This window comes from Rahnella sp. ChDrAdgB13 (genome assembly GCF_017655185.1).
Classification (GTDB): Bacteria; Pseudomonadota; Gammaproteobacteria; order Enterobacterales; family Enterobacteriaceae; genus Rahnella; species Rahnella contaminans.
Map to the genome: position 1 here is coordinate 37,208 of NZ_JAEMGT010000035.1, position 16,182 is coordinate 53,389.

Genomic DNA, 16,182 nt, shown 5'->3' on the forward strand with positions numbered 1-16,182 from the left:
GATGAATAGCGTACTTATCCCGCGCATACGTTTTGCCTGCAAGCTGACGTTCGCGATCCTCGGCGCTCTGGTTCTCGGGTTTTATCTGCAACTCGAGACCCCGCGCTGGTCGGCCATGACCGCCGCCATTGTGACCTCCGGCCCTGCGCTGGTGGCGGGCGGCGAACCTTTTGCCGGTGCTATTCGTCACCGTGGTTTCCTGCGCGTTATCGGGACGTTTATCGGCTGTATCGCGGCTCTGGTGATTGTTATCGCCACCGCCCGCGCGCCGGTCGTGATGCTGCTTTTATGCTGTATATGGGCGGGCATCTGCACCTGGTGGTCTTCACTGGTGCGCATTGAAAACTCCTATGCGCTGGGGCTGGCGGGTTATACCGCGCTGATTATCGTGGTGACTTCCGCCAGCGCACCGTTACAGACACCGCAGTTTGCCGTTGAGCGTTGCAGCGAAATCGTGATCGGTATTTGCTGCGCCATCGTGGCTGATCTGCTGTTTTCTCCGCGTTCCATCAAAAAAGATATCGACCGCGCCGTCAGTCAGCTGATGTTGGATCAGTTTGCGCTGATGCGGATTTGCGTGAATGTCGGCTCCAAAGAAGATATCGACAAATCCTGGAATAATCTGGTCAAAAGCACCACAGCGCTAAACGGTATGCGCGGCAGCCTGATGATGGAATCATCGCGCTGGCAGCGTTGCAATCAGCGTCTGAAGGCGCTGCACAGCACCTCGCTGAGCATGATTACCCAGGCCTGTGAAACCTATCTGATTATGCAGGACACGCCGGAAAGGCTTTCTCCCGAGCTGAAAGCGTTATTTGCTGAACCGGCAGAAACCGTTGCGGATGTTCACCGTCGCCTGAAACAGCTGCGCCAGATTATTACCGGCATGCACAGCGATAACGTACTGGTGACGCTCAGCGCCTGGGCCGGGGCAGGGACCCGTGCGCTGTTGCTGATGAAAGGTGTTCAGACCAACAGCAGCATCAGCAGCATTGAAAGCGGCGTGCTGGAAGGCGAAGTGGTAGTGCGTCCGGTGTCAGCAGAACGGCATCATGCGCTGATCAACGGCCTGCGTACCTTTACTGCGACGGCGATTGGCTGCCTGATGTGGTTGTGGACCGGCTGGACGTCGGCCAGTGGCTGCGTGATTATTATCGCCGTGGTGACCTCGCTGGCGATGCGCACGCCGAACCCGAAAGGCATGGCGATGGATTTTATCGTCGGTATGTTACTGGCGATCCCGGTTGGCTCGATGATGTTTATGCTGATCATGCCTTCGACGCAGCAAAGTCTTTTCCTGCTGTGTCTGATGCTGGGGATTTTTACCTTCTTTATCGGTATCGAAGTGACCAAGCGTCGTCTCGGAATGCTCGGTCTGCTGGCGGGCACCATCAATATTCTGGTGCTCAGTAACCCGATGAAATTTAACGTAACATCGTTTCTCGATAACGCGCTGGGGCAGGCGATCGGGACAGTCATTGCGATGGCTGTGTTGCTGATTATTCGCGATAAGTCCCGCGATAAAACGGGGCGCACATTGCTGAACCGCTTTATGAGCAGTGCAGTATCGGCGCTGACCACCAAGGCGTACCGTCGTCGTGAAAACCACCTTCCGGCGCTGTATCATCAGCTCAATCAGCTGCTGGTCATGTTCCCAAATGACATCGGTAAATACCGCCTGGCGCTGATGCTGATTATCGCTCACCAGCGCATGAAACTCGCCGAAGTGCCGGTGAATGATGAGCTGTCAGCGTTCCATAAGAAAATCCGCAACACGGCAGATCACGTAGTTTCTGCGTCGGGCGAAGGCAAGCGGACTTACTACTACCAGCGTCTGCTCAAGGAGCTGGCTGAGTATCAGCAGAAGCTGGTCGATTACGATGCACCACTGAAAGTGACCGAGCCAGTGCGGCGCCTGACCGAAATGCTACATCGTTATCAGCATTCATTTGTGGCGTAATTGTCTGCAAAAACATAAGGCCGGTGTTTAACTACACCGGCCTTTTTTATTGTCGTGCTCCGCGCATTATTTCATGAACGCTTCGCGGTCGGCGGCGGTAATCTGACGTATTACCCGACAGGGAACGCCAGCTGCCACCACACCGGCGGGAATGGACTTTGTTACCACGCTGCCCGCACCAATCACGCTGTTGCGCCCGATTGTCACGCCCGGATTTACCATCACTCCGGTGCCCAGCCAGACGTTATCTTCGATGACAATCGGCAGGGAGAATTGCTGTCCGGTGGCGCGGATTTCAGGGTCGATCGGGTGACCGGCTGTCGCCAGCGTCACGTTTGGCGCGAACATCACGTTATCGCCAATCGTCACCGTGGCGTCATCCACCACCGTGAGATTGAAGTTAGCGTAGAAGTTCTTGCCGATATGAATATGCGTGCCGTACGCGACGCGCAGCGGCGGCTCGATCCAGCCGTTTTCGCCGATGCTGCCCATCATGTCTTTCAGCAACCGCTGGCGTTTGTCTTCTTCAGACGGGCGGGTCAGATTGTAATCGTACACCCGCTCTTTTCCGGCGCGGCGCTCTTCAGGCAGTCCTTCGCCCATGTCTGTATAAAGCTCGCCAATGTTCATTTTTTCGCGTGTCGACATACTTTCGTCCTTTTTAAAATGAGTCAGATTGGAGACAGTTTACGGAGTGCTACACGGGCTGTGAACGTATGACATTCAACTTTGCGAGCTGTGTCTCTCAGTGCTGTCTGACAGACGCTTTCTTCTCAGCCGCTATACTTAACGCAATCCCGTGCGTTAAACAGCACAAATCAGGAGGATCCCTAATGTCTGCCCATTCTCAAAAACTGTCCGCGCATCCTTTATTCAAGACCGGCTATTTTGTCGGCGGCGAATGGCATGAAGCCAAAAACACCTTCGATGTCCTGAATCCGGCGAGCGGCGATGTGGTGGCTAAAGTGGCCAAGGCCGGTAAAGCCGAGACCGAAGCCGCCGTCAAAGCCGCCAGCGACGCTTTCCCCGCATGGCGGAAAACGACCGCAAAAGCCCGTTCGGAGATTTTGCACCGCTGGTATGAACTGATGCTGGAAAACAAACAGTTTCTCGGCGAACTGATGGTGGCTGAACAAGGCAAACCGCTGAAAGAGGCGCTGGGCGAAGTCGATTACGCCGCCAGCTATCTGCAATGGTTCAGCGAAGAAGCCAAACGCGCCAACGGTGAAATCATTCCGCCGGCCAAATCCGGTTCCCGGATCCTTGCCACGCGCGAACCGGTCGGCGTTGTCGCGGCCATCACGCCGTGGAACTTCCCGCTGGCAATGCTGACCCGCAAACTCGGTCCGGCGCTGGCCGCAGGCTGTACCGGCCTTATCAAACCGGCGAATAATACGCCACTTTCCGCTTTTGCGTTGTTGCAGCTGGCGAAAGACGCGGGCGTGCCGGATGGCGTCATCAACGGCGTGGCGGGCGATACGCAGGCTATCAGCGACGTGATTATGGCCAGCGATAAAGTAAGAAAAGTGTCCTTTACCGGTTCTACTGAAGTCGGGAAAACGCTGGTTCGCAACAGCGCCGACACCATGAAAAAAGTGTCGATGGAGCTGGGGGGTAACGCGCCGTATATCGTGTTCGACGACGCTGATATTGAGGCCGCCGTGAAAGGGGCCATCACCTGCAAATTCCGTAACACCGGACAGGTCTGCGTGTGTATCAACCGCATCTACGTTCAGGACGGCGTTTACGAAGCGTTCACCTCGCGCCTGGTCGAAGAAGTGCGCAAGCTGAAAGTCGGTAACGGCATGGATGAAGGCGTGATAGTCGGCCCGCTGATTGACATCAAAGGGCTGGAGAAAGTGGAGGAACATGTTAAAGACGCGCTGGAGAAGGGCGCGAAACTGATGGAAGGCGGGCAGCGACATAAGCTGGGCGGTAACTTCTTCCAGCCGACGGTGATTATCAATGCAACCGACGACATGAAAGTCGCGCGCGAAGAAACCTTTGGTCCGCTGGCAGCCTGTTTCCGTTTCAAAACGGAAGAGGAAGTGATTAAGCGCGCCAACGATACGCCGTTCGGACTGGCCGCGTATTTCTACAGTCAGAATCTGCAACGTATTTTCCGCGTTGCCGATGCAATTGAAAGCGGCATGATCGGCATTAACGAATGTGCGATTTCCAATGAGGCCGCGCCGTTTGGCGGGGTAAAAGAGTCCGGTCTGGGGCGCGAGGGCTCCGTGCTGGGGCTGGAAGAGTATTTGCAGGTGAAAACATTACATTTGGGAAATCTATAAGTCCGCTTTCCCGAAACTCTGTTTTGAGAAAAAATATTCAGCAACCGACGGTTTTTCGCATTATAAAAGGGACGTCAATGAAGGCATTCAACGGGCTGCGTTCGCGCACTTTTTCTCGCAATCTGATCATGGCCATCGCCGTCATTCTCGGGCTGGCCGGTGTTGCCGGACACGTTGTCGCAAAATCGACATATAATCAGGGCACAATCGTTGCGGGTACTGATGAACAATCCGTGGTGAATTATTTGCGCCAGAATCACAGATTGCCTGATAACTACATCACCAAGAAAAAGGCACGCGAAGCGGGCTGGGATGCGCGTTCCGGCAACCTCTGCGATGTATTGCCGGGAAAAGCCATTGGCGGCGACCGGTTCTCAAACCGGGAAGGGCGTTTACCGGCGGCTAACAAACGCGTATGGCGTGAGGCAGATATCAACTATCGCTGCGGACGCCGCGGTGCTGACCGCGTGCTGTTTGCCAGCGACGGACTGATTTATGTCAGCCGTAACCATTATCAGAATTTTGTTCGGGTGGAGTAATGTCGATGAAAAAAGTGAGCTTCGATTTTAATCACATCCCGGATTTACCCGCATTCTACGGCGAGTTTGCCCGTCAGTTTGAACTGACCGACGAATTCGGCGCGAATCTGGACGCACTTTGGGATGAGGTGACCGGCGGAATAGCGCTGCCGGTTGAAATTGATTTCTTAAATCTGAACGCCAGCCGCAAACGGCGATTTGGTGCGCTGATTCTGCTGTTTGAAGAGGCGGAAGAAGAGCTGGAAGGCGAGTTGCGGCTGAACCTGCTGGAGAAACCTGCCGCGAAAGCGAAAGGCTAAAAAGAAAAACCCCGCCATTTCGGTGACTCAAAAGGCGGGTTTTTATTTTAGTCCTGGCCTTCAGCCAGTTCGCGCAGATACTGGAAAATCTGGCGGTAAGATTTCGGCGGCTTGTTCGTCGCTTTCTCTTTTTGCGCGTTGCGGATCAGCGCGCGAAGTTGCTGACGGTCAGCTTCCGGATAGAGAACTAAAACGGAAGGAATGACATCGTCGCCTTCTTCGACCAGACGGTCACGCAGCATTTCCAGTTTATGGAACAGCGAAACCTGCTGGTTGTGGCGGTTTTTCAGTTTATCCAGCGCGGTCTGGATCGGCTCAACGTCACGGGAACGCAGCATTTTACCGATCAACTGCATCTGGCGGCGACGGCCTTCTTTCTTGATCTTTTGCGCAAGATTGATGGCGGCGCGGAGATCTTCATCCAGCGGCAATTTGTCGAGCGAGTTATTACCCAGATCAACCATTTCTGCACCGAGATCTTTCAGCGCCTCGGCGTCACGTTTGATTTCACTTTTACTGACCCAGATGATCTCATCATCTTCTTCGTTCGCGTTGTTATCCGGAACGTCGTCGTGCCAGTCGTCAATTTTCTTTGTCATGGGCGCTTCCTCTTAACGAGGTAATCCTGTCAGTTTGATTGTGCTTTATTGCTTCGGCCGCATTATGCCACAGTCCTCTATATTCTGTTGCAACTTCGGTTTAACACTCTCGGACTGAAAGCGAAATTATGGCGAGTCTCTGTTAGACTCAAAGGTAATCGTCTTCATAATTCAGTGTAGAACAATCCCTTTTATCTCATAAGCGATGGCATGCCGATGAACGTAGTCAATCAAGTTGCGCAGCAGCGTAAAACCCTGGAACAGGCCGTCTCACAGGCACTGGAGCTGGCGAAAGCAGGCTCAGATGCCGCAGAAGTGGCGGTCAGCAAAACCACCGGTATCGGCGTCAGCACGCGTTTTGGCGAAGTTGAGAACGTAGAATTCAACAGCGATGGTGCGTTAGGCATCACGGTGTATTACCAGAACCGCAAGGGCAGTGCTTCTTCCACCGATTTAAGCCCTGACGCGATTTCCCGCACCGTGCAGGCTGCGCTGGATATTGCCCGTTATACGTCACCGGATCCGTTCGCGGGCGTGGCGGATAAAGAGATGCTGGCGTTCGATGCGCCGGATCTGGATTTATTCCATCCGGAAGAATTGGATCCAGATCGCAGTATCGAACTGGCCGCCCGTGCTGAACAAGCCGCATTGCAGGCGGATAAACGAATCACTAACACTGAAGGTGGCAGTTTCAACAGCCACTACGGCATCCGGGTTTTCGGCAATAGCCACGGTATGTTGCAGAGCTATTGTTCGACGCGTCACTCCATTTCTGCTTCGGTTATTGCTGAACACGAAGGTGACATGGAACGCGATTACGCCTATTCCATCGCCCGTAAAATGAGCGACCTGAAAGACCCTGAATGGGTCGGCGCAGAGTGTGCACGCCGCACGTTATCGCGTCTGGCACCGCGTAAATTACCGACCATGCAGGCACCGGTTCTGTTCGCTTCCGAAGTGGCGACCGGTTTGTTCGGTCATCTGGTCGGGGCGATCAGCGGCGGCAGCATATACCGCAAATCTTCCTTCCTGCTCGACAGCCTCGGCAAGCAAATTCTGCCGGAATGGCTGACCATTGAAGAACATCCGCATCTGCTGCAAGGTCTGGCTTCGACGCCGTTCGACAGCGAAGGTGTGCGCACCGAACGCCGTGATATCGTTAAAGACGGCGTGCTGCAAAACTGGCTGATGACCTGTTATTCCGCGCGTAAACTCGGTCTGCAAACCACCGGCCATGCGGGCGGTATTCACAACTGGCGCATCGCGGGTCAGGGCGATGATTTCGCGGGTATGCTGCGTAAACTCGACAAAGGTCTGGTTGTTACCGAACTGATGGGCCAGGGCGTCAGCGGCGTGACCGGTGACTATTCCCGCGGTGCGGCAGGTTTCTGGGTCGAGAATGGCGAGATCCAGTATCCGGTGAGCGAAATCACCATCGCCGGTAATCTGAAAGATATGTGGCGCAATATGGTCGCCATCGGCAGCGATATTGAAACCCGCAGCAATATTCAGTGCGGCTCTGTGCTGTTGCCTGCGATGAAAATCGCCGGCGAATAATCCTGACTTAAAAGCAGCGATCGCCCGATCGCTGCTTCCTCCTTTACTACCTTTCTTTACAAAAAATTCATCCCGTTTTCCTCTCTCTCAGCCTATTTTTATAAAGCCTTACAAGCAATGTCGTTTTAACTAACAAATAAATAACAATAGAGAGAAAAGAATATGCGCAAACAACTGATGGCGTTGGCGGTAATCGCCCTGTTAGGAAGCAGTACGGCGGTTCTGGCCGCAGATTTAGAAACGGACATGGACACGATTGCGGATAACTACAGCAAAGTGCTGAAGACCAATGATCAGGCAGAACTTACGACCAGCCTGGCGAACATGAAAGCGGCAGCGGAAGACGCGAAAAAAGCCACACCGCCGAAGCTGAAAGGCAAAGCGCCGGACAGTCCGGAGATTCAGGATTACCACAAAGGGCTGGATACGCTGATTGGGCAGATTGATTCGGCATCAGCTTTGGCGAAAGCCGGCAAAGTAGATGAAGCGAAGAAAGAAGCCGAAGGGTTTAAGGCCACAAGGAATGAGAACCACAAGAAGTTTAAGTAAGCAGATGGCCGCTGCTTAGGCGGCTTTTCATGCTGATAGCAGCGTAAGTTTCGGTTTCTCAATAACGGTTATCACACGGCCTCTCGTGCCGAAACCGACCAAAGAGGGCTAAGACGAGCCCTCTTTGGAATCTCCACGTCTTAAACTGCGCGCTATTGCAATCACGACGGACATGTTCCGGGACATTGGCAGGTGGCGCAAAATGTCCTCGCTGCGCGATTCCCTCATTTCAGGTTTCGAGCCTCAGGTCTCGAACCGTTCATTCGGTGCCATTTTCGAGCACGCCAATCGACTTTTGTAAAAGATAAAACCTTTCTGCCTTTGAATTCACGATCCCACGGGCGATACAAAAACCGCTGTTGAATTTAGGAACTTGCGGGCGATTCAGAAATCTTGCTGAACGTAGCGGCTTCGAGACCTATGGCTCGAAGACCGAGAGAAGGGACCGCGCAGCGGCGAGATTTCCAGCCTGTCTCCGCGTTACCTGAAACATAGCCGCCAGCGACAGCGCGCAGTAAAAAAGCGGGGAGAGATCCAAGAGAGGGAAAGCACTTCCCTCTCTTGGGCGGTTTCGGCGCTGCGCGTTGAGTGATCACTGCAGGTGAGAAACCGAAATTTTCTCATCCTTAAGTAAAGCCGCCATTGCAGCGGCTTCTGCAAAAAAATCTTAACTTCTCAGTTCCCCGGCCGCCTCCGGCTGATACAACAACTCCAGCACGGTAATATGGCTTTCTTCGCCATTGGGCATTTCCCACGTAATGCTGCCGCCGACGCGCAGGCCTAAAAGGGCAGCGCCGAGCGGGGCCATCACCGACAGTTGCTCATTGCTGTCTTTCAGCGCCGCCGGATAGACCAGTGTACGGATGTGCTCTTCGCCTTCTTTACCTTCCGTAAAGCGAACCTTGCTGTTCATCGTAACTACGTCGGCAGGAATTTCCCCGGGCGGCAAAATCTCTGCGCGATCCAACTCTTCATTCAGGGCATCGGCGACCGGGCTGCTGGCAAATGCCGGTTGCGCCAGCAATGTGTCCAGGCGTTCTGCGTCAAGTTCATTGATGATCAGTGTCGGTTTACTCATAACATTCTCCATGGTTCCTTTTGCATCACCCGCTTCATGCGAGTGGGGTGCCGGTCGGCAAAAAATAACACCCCCGCGGGTAAGCGCGGGGGTGTCAGTGTTCTGCATGTGTTCTTTGATACTAGGCATTCTTATCGGTAAAAGAAAGCGTTGTAAGGGAATTAATCCGCATTGCGAAAAATCCGATTACCAGTGAAATACGCTGCTACAGACGGTAATACTCAGTGATATGACGACTTAACTTTTCGTTTTGCGAATTAGATCTGCTCAGCTCACCGTATTTCCACTTCGAACTGGAAAAAGACCCACTACACAGGAAATCTCTCCAGGGTTAGGGTAAAGACAGACGAAATAAACGACTGAAAATAGAAAGTCAGGCAAGGAGAGAGGTAACCGCGAGTGAATAACGGAACCGCATCTGTGAAGGGTAACGGGCAGACAGAATTGGAAGATGCTCCTGCAATAACAGAGAAAGTATTAAAAGATATTCAGGCAATGCAAAGTGCGAAGAATATCTACACCACAGATGTTCAGTTACAGATGTTAACGTCACACGTTAAAGCCATGGTATTACGCTCAATCACCGGCGAACCATTGCCTGAAGTCGAAAAAGATTTATTTGACGAAATTTCTGATGAGTCCATGAAAATGGCAGAAGAAGTTGTCAGCTGGTTCGGAAATTTACCGATTGAGGAAGCGTATTTGCTCTCGGTGCATTTTGAAGTCGCAAGAGACAACGAACCGAAATAATCCTGATTTTTGATTTAACGAATTAACCAAACTGGAGAAGTAAATTATGGGACAAGTATTAGTTGTGATTGGCGACCGTTTAGGTAAAGGCCAGAAAGTGGCAGCAGGCGTGGAAGCGGCTGGCGGAAGAGCCATTGTTGTCCCAGGCATGGCAGCCGATATGAAACTCGGCGACGTGATGAAAACAGAAGGCGCGACCTTTGGTATTTCCTTCTGCGGCAGCGGCGGCGCCGGTGCGATTACCGCACAAAACAAATACGGATATAAAGCCAAGTACGGGATGCGTTCAGTGGATGAAGGTGTGACGGCAATTAACGAAGGCTGTCTGGTATTAGGGTTCGGATTTATGGATAAAGAAGAACTGGGGCAGCGCCTGGTTGAAGCTTATAACAAGAAGTATGGTCAGGCGTAATGAAGCAACAATTAAGCACGACAGTTCGGGTTGAAGGAAAAGGCGAAAATAAGGCTGCCGCCTTTTCTTCCGCACTGAGTCAGGTTCAGAGAACGGTTCTCAAATCTTCTGCCAATAATGTCTTGCTGCGTATTGAACCGCAGGACGTCAAGGTAATAAAGGCAGAAGAGTCAGTGAAAAGAGAAAAGTTTCTGTTCTTTTTTCTGGCCAGGGAAAGAAAGAGTTATTACGTGGCGTTAGACATTACCGTCAACCTGACTGTTATTAATACGGAACAGGTAGTTTTTGTCACGAAATAAAAACGTTAGCTATAAATGACAAGGATATACTGATGTTTTTAATTATTTTATTTAAGTCGCTTATTATCGGCGGACTGGTTGGCGTGGGGGTAGGTGCAGGTGCTGCACGTATGTTCCACGCGCCTACCGTGCAAGGGATGGGGGCTTTTCGTACTCTTGGGGAATTAAATTCCTGTGAAGGCGATCCGGCTTCGCATTTCTCATTTGGTCTGGGCTTCTTCTTTAACGCCTGGGCTTCTTCCGTTGCGGCGGGTTCTTTCACACAGGACGTCGACCACCGCATCATCCCTCACTGGGCGACCGCTGCTCTGATGTTCAAAAACCGCAATGTGGCTGAAACCATGCACGACCCGCGCAAGATGGCGATTGCGGGCGGCATCATCGGCATGATTGTGGTGGCATTCCTGAATACCACCGCATCCGCGGTACCTGCGGCTTTACAGGTGACGGCGATTAAAGTGCTGGTGCCTGCGGCCAACCTGCTGGTGAACACCGTCATGCCCGTAATTTTCTGGCTGGCGGCGATTGATGCAGGGCGTCGTTCCGGTTTCTGGGCCACCATCTTCGGCGGTCTGGCGCAGATGATCATGGGTAACGCCGTGCCGGGTCTGGTGCTGGGTATTCTGATCGGGAAAGGCGTTGAAGAAAGCGGCTGGAACCGCGTCACCAAAGTGATGATGGCGGCGATTATCGCGCTGTTCGCACTCAGCGGCTTCTTCCGCGGTTTCGACGTCAAACTGTTGCAGTCTTTCATGCTGGATGTTCCCGCGTGGCTGAACGGCATTCACAACTCACTCAGCGGCAAGTAAGAGGAACATGACAATGGAAGAACAAGCCAAACGTGGTTTCTGGTACGCCGAGTGGTCGTTCCCGATTTTTGTCGGACTGCTGTCGTCAGGCGTTTTCGCCGGGACACACATGTATTACCTGTATGGCATCGGCGCGTTTAACGAAGTGGCGTTTGTGTCGATGTTGCGTTCAGGCATGGACACCGGCGTGTACGGCGCAGTGGCGGCCTTCGGTGCCAGCTTCCTGTTTGCCCGCATTATCGAAGGTTCGCTGGTCGGTATTCTGGATATCGGCGGCGCGATCCAGACCGGTATTGGTCTGGGCGTTCCGGCACTGTTGCTCGGCGCGGGGATTATCTTCCCGGTAGCGAACTTTGCGGCTTCGCTGGTGACCGGCCTGATCCTCGGTTTAGCCGTGGGTTATATCATTATTCTGGCGCGTAAATTCACCATCAATCAGAGCAATTCCACCTACGGTGCGGACGTGATGATGGGTGCGGGTAACGCCTCCGGCCGGTTCCTCGGGCCGTTGATTATTCTGTCAGCGATGGCCGCGTCGATTCCAATCGGCCTGGGTTCACTGCTTGGCGCGCTGGGCTTCTACCTGTGGCAGAAACCTATCACCGGCGGTGCCATTCTCGGTGCGATGGTTCTGGGCGCTATCTTCCCGGTATCACTGTAAGTACTTCAATAAGAAAGCAGTAATCAGGCGTCAGGATTTCTCTGGCGCCTGAGATTATGGAGAACGTCGTATGTATGACTTAATCATCCGACAGGCAAAAAGCACAGACGGCAGCCTGACTGATATTGCAATTCAGGGCGGCAAATTCGCCGCCATCGGCACGCTGGCACCCGACGCCACAGCCCGCCAGACACTCGACCTTCAGGGCAAAGTTTACGCCAGCGCAGGCTGGATTGACTCCCACGTTCACTGTTACCCGAAATCACCCATTTATCATGACGATGCCGATTTGATTGGCATCGCCTGTGGTGTCACCACGGTGGCGGATGCCGGCAGCACCGGCGCGAATGATGTCGACGATTTCTATCAGATCACCCGAGCGGCGAAAACCAACGTCTACGCGTTCCTGAATATCGCGCGCACCGGCATCGTCACGCAGAACGAACTGGCGGATATGACGCAGATCGACAAAGTCGGCGTGCGTGACGCCATCGCGCGAAACACCGGTTTTATTATCGGCATCAAAGCGCGCATGAGCAGCAGCGTGGTCGGCCAGAACGGTATTAAACCGCTGGTGCGCGCCAAAGAAATTCAGCAGGAAAACAACGGTCTGCCGCTGATGGTGCATATCGGTAATAACCCGCCGAACCTCGATGAAATCGCCGATTTGCTGACATCAGGCGACATCATCACGCACTGCTATAACGGCAAGCCAAACCGCATCCTCTCGCCAGAAGGTGTACTGCGCGATTCCATTAAGCGCGCGCTGAGCCGCGGCGTGCGGCTGGATGTCGGTCACGGGACCGCAAGTTTCAGTTTTGAAGTGGCGGAACGGGCGATTAAGCAGGGCATTTTGCCCCACACCATCAGCTCCGATATTTACTGCCGCAACCGCATGAACGGGCCGGTGCATAGCCTGGCGACCGTCATGTCGAAGTTCTTTAGCGTAGGCATGACACTGACGCAGGTGATTGATTGCGTCACTTCACACGCCGCCGATGCTTTACGCCTGCCTGCCAAAGGCCGTCTCGAAGTGGGCGCTGACGCCGACCTGACCCTGTTCGAGCAGCGTTTTGCGCCGCAGGTATTTGTCGATTCCGAAGGACAGTCCGTGAAGGGCGAAAGTTTGCTGGTACCTCTGGCCGCTGTGGTCGCGGGTGTCACTCTGTTAACCGAAGAAGGGAAATCTGCTCATGTCTTCTGAACAATCTTTGTATGAAAAATATCAGCTGAAACAGGTGATTAACGCGTCCGGTCGCATGACGGCGCTCGGTGTTTCCACGCCGCGTGAAGAAGTGGCGGCGGTGGTCAACACCGGCCTGAATCACTACTTCGAGATGAAGGATCTGGTGAACAAAACCGGCGCTTATATCGCCAAACTGCTGAACGTGGAAAACGCGGTGGTGGTGTCCTGTGCGTCTGCCGGGATTGCGCAGTCGGTCGCGGCGGTGATTGTGAAAGATAACGCCTGGCTGCTGGAAAACCTGCATGCCGCACCGCTGGAAGTCCCTCACGACATCGTGCTGCCAAAAGGCCACAACGTGAATTTCGGTGCGCCGGTGGGCACGATGGTGACAATGGGCGGTGGCAAAGTCGTGGAAGCCGGTTATGCCAACGAATGTTCAGCCGCCCAGCTTGCGGCCTGCATTACGCCACGCACTGCCGCCATTTTGTACATCAAATCACATCACAGCGTGCAGAAAAGCATTCTTTCGGTGGCGGAAGCCGCTGCCGTTGCCCGTGAGCATAACCTGCCGCTGATCGTTGATGCTGCCGCAGAAGAAGACCTGACCTGTTATTACGAAATGGGCGCAGATCTGGTGATTTACAGCGGCGCAAAAGCCATCGAGGGCCCGACCAGCGGTCTGGTGCTCGGCAAAAAACAGTACGTCGAATGGGTGAAACTGCAATCGGGCGGGATTGGCCGTGCGATGAAAGTCGGCAAAGAGGGCATTCTCGGCCTGACGCAGGCCATCGAAAGCTACATCACGCAACCCAAAACCACCGGGCAGGAAATGGTCGACAAGATGACGCCATTTATCGCCAGCCTGAATGAAATTAACGGCGTCACCGGACGCGTGGTCTGGGACAGCGCGGGGCGTGATATTGCGCGTACGGAAATTACGTTCGATGAAACGGTACTGGGCTGGAAAACCAAAGCCATCGTGGACGCCATGAAAACCGGCGATATCGCGATTTATTTCCGTGGCTACCGCGCTAACGAAGGCAAGATTGAAGTCGACGTGCGCAGCGTGACGCCGCCGCAGCTCGCCATTGTCGCCGACCGTTTCAAACAACTTTTCAGTGGAGAGAAAGCATGAAGCTGACCCCAAATTTCTACCGTGACCGCGTGTGCCTGAATGTGCTGGCTGGCTCGAAAGACAATGCCCGTGACATCTACGAAGCCGCAGAAGGGCATGTGCTGGTTGGTGTGCTTTCCAAAAACTACGCGGATGTCGCAAGCGCCGTCGCCGACATGAAGGAATATGCGGCGCTTATCGAAAACGCTTTGTCCGTTGGCTTAGGTGCGGGAGATCCGCGTCAGTCGCTGATGGTCAGCCAGATTTCACAACACGTTCAGCCGCAGCATGTGAATCAGGTCTTCACCGGTGTCGGCACCAGCCGTGCGCTGCTTGGTCAAAACGACAGCGTGGTCAACGGCCTGATTTCTCCTACAGGTAAACCCGGCTTTGTGAAGATCAACACCGGCCCGCTAAGCTCCGCGGCCAGTGACGCCATCGTGCCGGTGGAAACTGCGATTGCGCTGCTCAAAGACATGGGCGGCAGCTCGGTGAAATATTTCCCGATGGGCGGCCTGAAAACTCGTGAAGAATTCGCTGCCGTGGCGCGTGCCTGTGCAGAACAGGATTTCTGGCTGGAGCCAACCGGCGGTATCGATCTGGAAAACTTCGAGCCAATCATGGAAATCGCACTGGCCGCGGGCGTGACCAAAATCATCCCGCATATCTACAGCTCAATCATCGACAGCGCGTCGGGCAATACCCGTCCTGAAGATGTGAAAACCCTGCTGGCCAGCGTCAAAAAACTGGTGGGCTGAAGGTTCTGACCTTTCCTGCGCGGTAAGCCGTCTGCGCGGTTAAACACTCAGCGTCCTTCATCCACTGAACGGGCGCTGAGCCTCTCGTTTGTCTGACAACCCAGGTTTGAGGAAATGTATGAGAAACTGGTTTCTGATTTCAGGTTTAACCTCTGCGATGCTGGCAGTCTGCGCCGCGCCGCTTTATGCAGCAGAAAAAACAATGACGTCGACGACTCCGCATTATGCTTACGTCGGCACCTACAACCCGAACGGGGAAGGTGTCTACCGCTTTAAGTTCGATCCTAAAACCGGCGCGCTGAGCGATAAAACGCTCGCCAGCCAGTTGCCAAATCAGGCGCAGATGGTGCTCAGCCACGACGGTAAAACGCTGTTTATCGGCAGCGAAATTGATCATTACAACGGTGGCAAACATGGTTCAGTGGCGGCCTATCGCATTGCGCCTGAAGATGGCAGCCTGACGCTGATTAATCAGGTGGATTCGCAGGGCGCAGGGCCGGTGTATCTTTCGCTGACGCCAAAAGGTGATCATCTGCTGGTGGCGAACTACATCAGCGGCGTGGTTGCCGTCTTCCCGGTGGATATCAGCGGGAAGCTGAGTGAAGCCAGCAACAGCCAGCAGGACTCCGGTCCTGCAGGCGCAGGCAAACCGGCCGCGGCGGCGGAGGGCAGTTTTGCCATCAGCGACCACAACGGGCCACACGCGCACATGATTGCCACCGATCCTTCCGGCAAATTCGTGTTCTCTACCGATCTGGGGCTGGACCGGATTTATCAGTGGAAGCTCAACGGTGAAACCGGCGTACTGGAGGCCAACGATCCGCCGTTTATCAAGGCGTCTTCCGAAGGTGCTGGACCCCGCCATTTCGTGTTTCATCCCAACGGTAAAGTGGTTTTCCTGATCAACGAAGAGGCTTCGACGCTGACCAGCTATCGTTTTGACGCCGTAAAAGGCACGCTCAGCGAGCTGCACAGCTTGTCCACGCTGCCGGCCGGTTTCAAAGGCACGAACTTCGCCGCGGGCATTGTGCTGAGCAAAGACGGCAGGCATCTGTATGTAGCGAACCGTCTGCATAACAGCATTGCACAAATTAATGTGACCGGTGAAGGGGCGATGACCTGGAGTGATGAAACCTGGACGCGCGGTGACTATCCAAGAACGCTGACGTTGTCACCGGACGGTAAATATATTTACGCAATGAATCAACGAAGCGATAACATCACCAGATTCAAGGTATCTGGCGAAAACGGCAAACTGTCATTCGTGGATGACTATGTGGCTGTGGGCAGCCCGTCACAGATGGTGATTGCGCCTTAA

General features: G+C 53.8%; 18 protein-coding genes. 15 read left to right on the forward strand and 3 right to left on the reverse strand.

The features are described from left to right. Position 1 precedes the first annotated feature (1 nt). Positions 2-1,960 (forward strand): p-hydroxybenzoic acid efflux pump subunit AaeB, encoded by a 1,959-nt coding sequence (gene aaeB / locus J8X26_RS12190; RefSeq protein WP_165061334.1) that lies wholly within the window; start codon positions 2-4, stop codon positions 1,958-1,960. A 66-nt stretch (positions 1,961-2,026) separates the two neighbouring features. Here aaeB and J8X26_RS12195 read toward each other — a convergent pair whose 3' ends face one another. Continuing rightward, the gene (locus J8X26_RS12195; RefSeq protein ID WP_208951006.1) at positions 2,027-2,608 is read right to left on the reverse strand and encodes a maltose acetyltransferase domain-containing protein; all 582 of its coding nucleotides are present in this window, start codon (positions 2,606-2,608) and stop codon (positions 2,027-2,029) included. Positions 2,609-2,793: 185 nt separating this feature from the next. On the opposite strand from J8X26_RS12195, the gene J8X26_RS12200 reads away from it, so the two are divergent. The 3 genes from J8X26_RS12200 to J8X26_RS12210 all read left to right on the forward strand — a co-directional run bounded on the left by J8X26_RS12200 (position 2,794) and on the right by J8X26_RS12210 (position 5,092). Further along, a complete protein-coding gene (locus tag J8X26_RS12200) occupies positions 2,794-4,254 on the forward strand; it encodes an NAD-dependent succinate-semialdehyde dehydrogenase (protein ID WP_165061338.1) in 1,461 nt (486 codons plus the stop codon). A gap of 77 nt (positions 4,255-4,331) precedes the next feature. Beyond that, positions 4,332-4,793, forward strand: a complete 462-nt coding sequence (locus J8X26_RS12205; RefSeq protein WP_152327350.1) for a ribonuclease domain-containing protein — start codon at positions 4,332-4,334, stop codon at positions 4,791-4,793. Between the two features lie 5 nt (positions 4,794-4,798). Next, entirely contained in the window at positions 4,799-5,092 is a 294-nt protein-coding gene (locus tag J8X26_RS12210) for a barstar family protein (protein WP_165061611.1), read from the forward strand. 47 nt (positions 5,093-5,139) lie between these two features. On the opposite strand, the gene yjgA is transcribed toward J8X26_RS12210, so the two are convergent. Then, positions 5,140-5,691 carry a ribosome biogenesis factor YjgA gene (yjgA, locus tag J8X26_RS12215; RefSeq protein ID WP_101074947.1) on the reverse strand — a complete coding sequence of 184 codons (552 nt, stop codon included), beginning with the start codon at positions 5,689-5,691 and terminating at the stop codon, positions 5,140-5,142. A gap of 216 nt (positions 5,692-5,907) precedes the next feature. Between yjgA and pmbA the strand changes: the two genes are divergently transcribed. After that, positions 5,908-7,248 carry a metalloprotease PmbA gene (gene pmbA, locus J8X26_RS12220; RefSeq protein WP_015690526.1) on the forward strand — a complete coding sequence of 447 codons (1,341 nt, stop codon included), beginning with the start codon at positions 5,908-5,910 and terminating at the stop codon, positions 7,246-7,248. 162 nt (positions 7,249-7,410) lie between these two features. Continuing rightward, the gene (gene cybC, locus J8X26_RS12225) at positions 7,411-7,797 is read left to right on the forward strand and encodes a cytochrome b562 (protein ID WP_152327349.1); all 387 of its coding nucleotides are present in this window, start codon (positions 7,411-7,413) and stop codon (positions 7,795-7,797) included. A 667-nt stretch (positions 7,798-8,464) separates the two neighbouring features. On the opposite strand, the gene rnk is transcribed toward cybC, so the two are convergent. Then, positions 8,465-8,875 (reverse strand): nucleoside diphosphate kinase regulator, encoded by a 411-nt coding sequence (gene rnk, locus J8X26_RS12230; RefSeq protein ID WP_152327348.1) that lies wholly within the window; start codon positions 8,873-8,875, stop codon positions 8,465-8,467. Between the two features lie 399 nt (positions 8,876-9,274). Between rnk and J8X26_RS12235 the strand changes: the two genes are divergently transcribed. The 9 genes from J8X26_RS12235 to J8X26_RS12275 all read left to right on the forward strand — a co-directional run bounded on the left by J8X26_RS12235 (position 9,275) and on the right by J8X26_RS12275 (position 16,182). Beyond that, entirely contained in the window at positions 9,275-9,625 is a 351-nt protein-coding gene (locus J8X26_RS12235; RefSeq protein ID WP_152327347.1) for a PRD domain-containing protein, read from the forward strand. Between the two features lie 46 nt (positions 9,626-9,671). Beyond that, a complete protein-coding gene (locus tag J8X26_RS12240) occupies positions 9,672-10,037 on the forward strand; it encodes an SFCGS family glycine-rich protein (RefSeq protein ID WP_152327346.1) in 366 nt (121 codons plus the stop codon). Continuing rightward, the gene (locus J8X26_RS12245) at positions 10,037-10,336 is read left to right on the forward strand and encodes a DUF4312 family protein (protein ID WP_152327345.1); all 300 of its coding nucleotides are present in this window, start codon (positions 10,037-10,039) and stop codon (positions 10,334-10,336) included. The genes J8X26_RS12240 and J8X26_RS12245 overlap by 1 nt, the downstream gene beginning before the upstream one ends. 32 nt (positions 10,337-10,368) lie before the next feature. Next, positions 10,369-11,145 carry a DUF4311 domain-containing protein gene (locus J8X26_RS12250; protein WP_101074954.1) on the forward strand — a complete coding sequence of 259 codons (777 nt, stop codon included), beginning with the start codon at positions 10,369-10,371 and terminating at the stop codon, positions 11,143-11,145. 13 nt (positions 11,146-11,158) lie between these two features. After that, positions 11,159-11,806, forward strand: a complete 648-nt coding sequence (locus tag J8X26_RS12255; protein WP_101074955.1) for a DUF4310 family protein — start codon at positions 11,159-11,161, stop codon at positions 11,804-11,806. A 70-nt stretch (positions 11,807-11,876) separates the two neighbouring features. Beyond that, positions 11,877-13,010 carry an amidohydrolase/deacetylase family metallohydrolase gene (locus J8X26_RS12260; RefSeq protein WP_165061340.1) on the forward strand — a complete coding sequence of 378 codons (1,134 nt, stop codon included), beginning with the start codon at positions 11,877-11,879 and terminating at the stop codon, positions 13,008-13,010. Continuing rightward, positions 13,000-14,127: a DgaE family pyridoxal phosphate-dependent ammonia lyase gene (locus J8X26_RS12265; protein ID WP_208951007.1), complete on the forward strand. Its 1,128-nt coding sequence runs from the start codon at positions 13,000-13,002 to the stop codon at positions 14,125-14,127. The genes J8X26_RS12260 and J8X26_RS12265 overlap by 11 nt, the downstream gene beginning before the upstream one ends. Further along, positions 14,124-14,864 carry a KDGP aldolase family protein gene (locus tag J8X26_RS12270; protein WP_208951008.1) on the forward strand — a complete coding sequence of 247 codons (741 nt, stop codon included), beginning with the start codon at positions 14,124-14,126 and terminating at the stop codon, positions 14,862-14,864. The genes J8X26_RS12265 and J8X26_RS12270 overlap by 4 nt, the downstream gene beginning before the upstream one ends. Positions 14,865-14,982: 118 nt before the next feature. Further along, positions 14,983-16,182, forward strand: a complete 1,200-nt coding sequence (locus tag J8X26_RS12275) for a lactonase family protein (protein ID WP_208951009.1) — start codon at positions 14,983-14,985, stop codon at positions 16,180-16,182.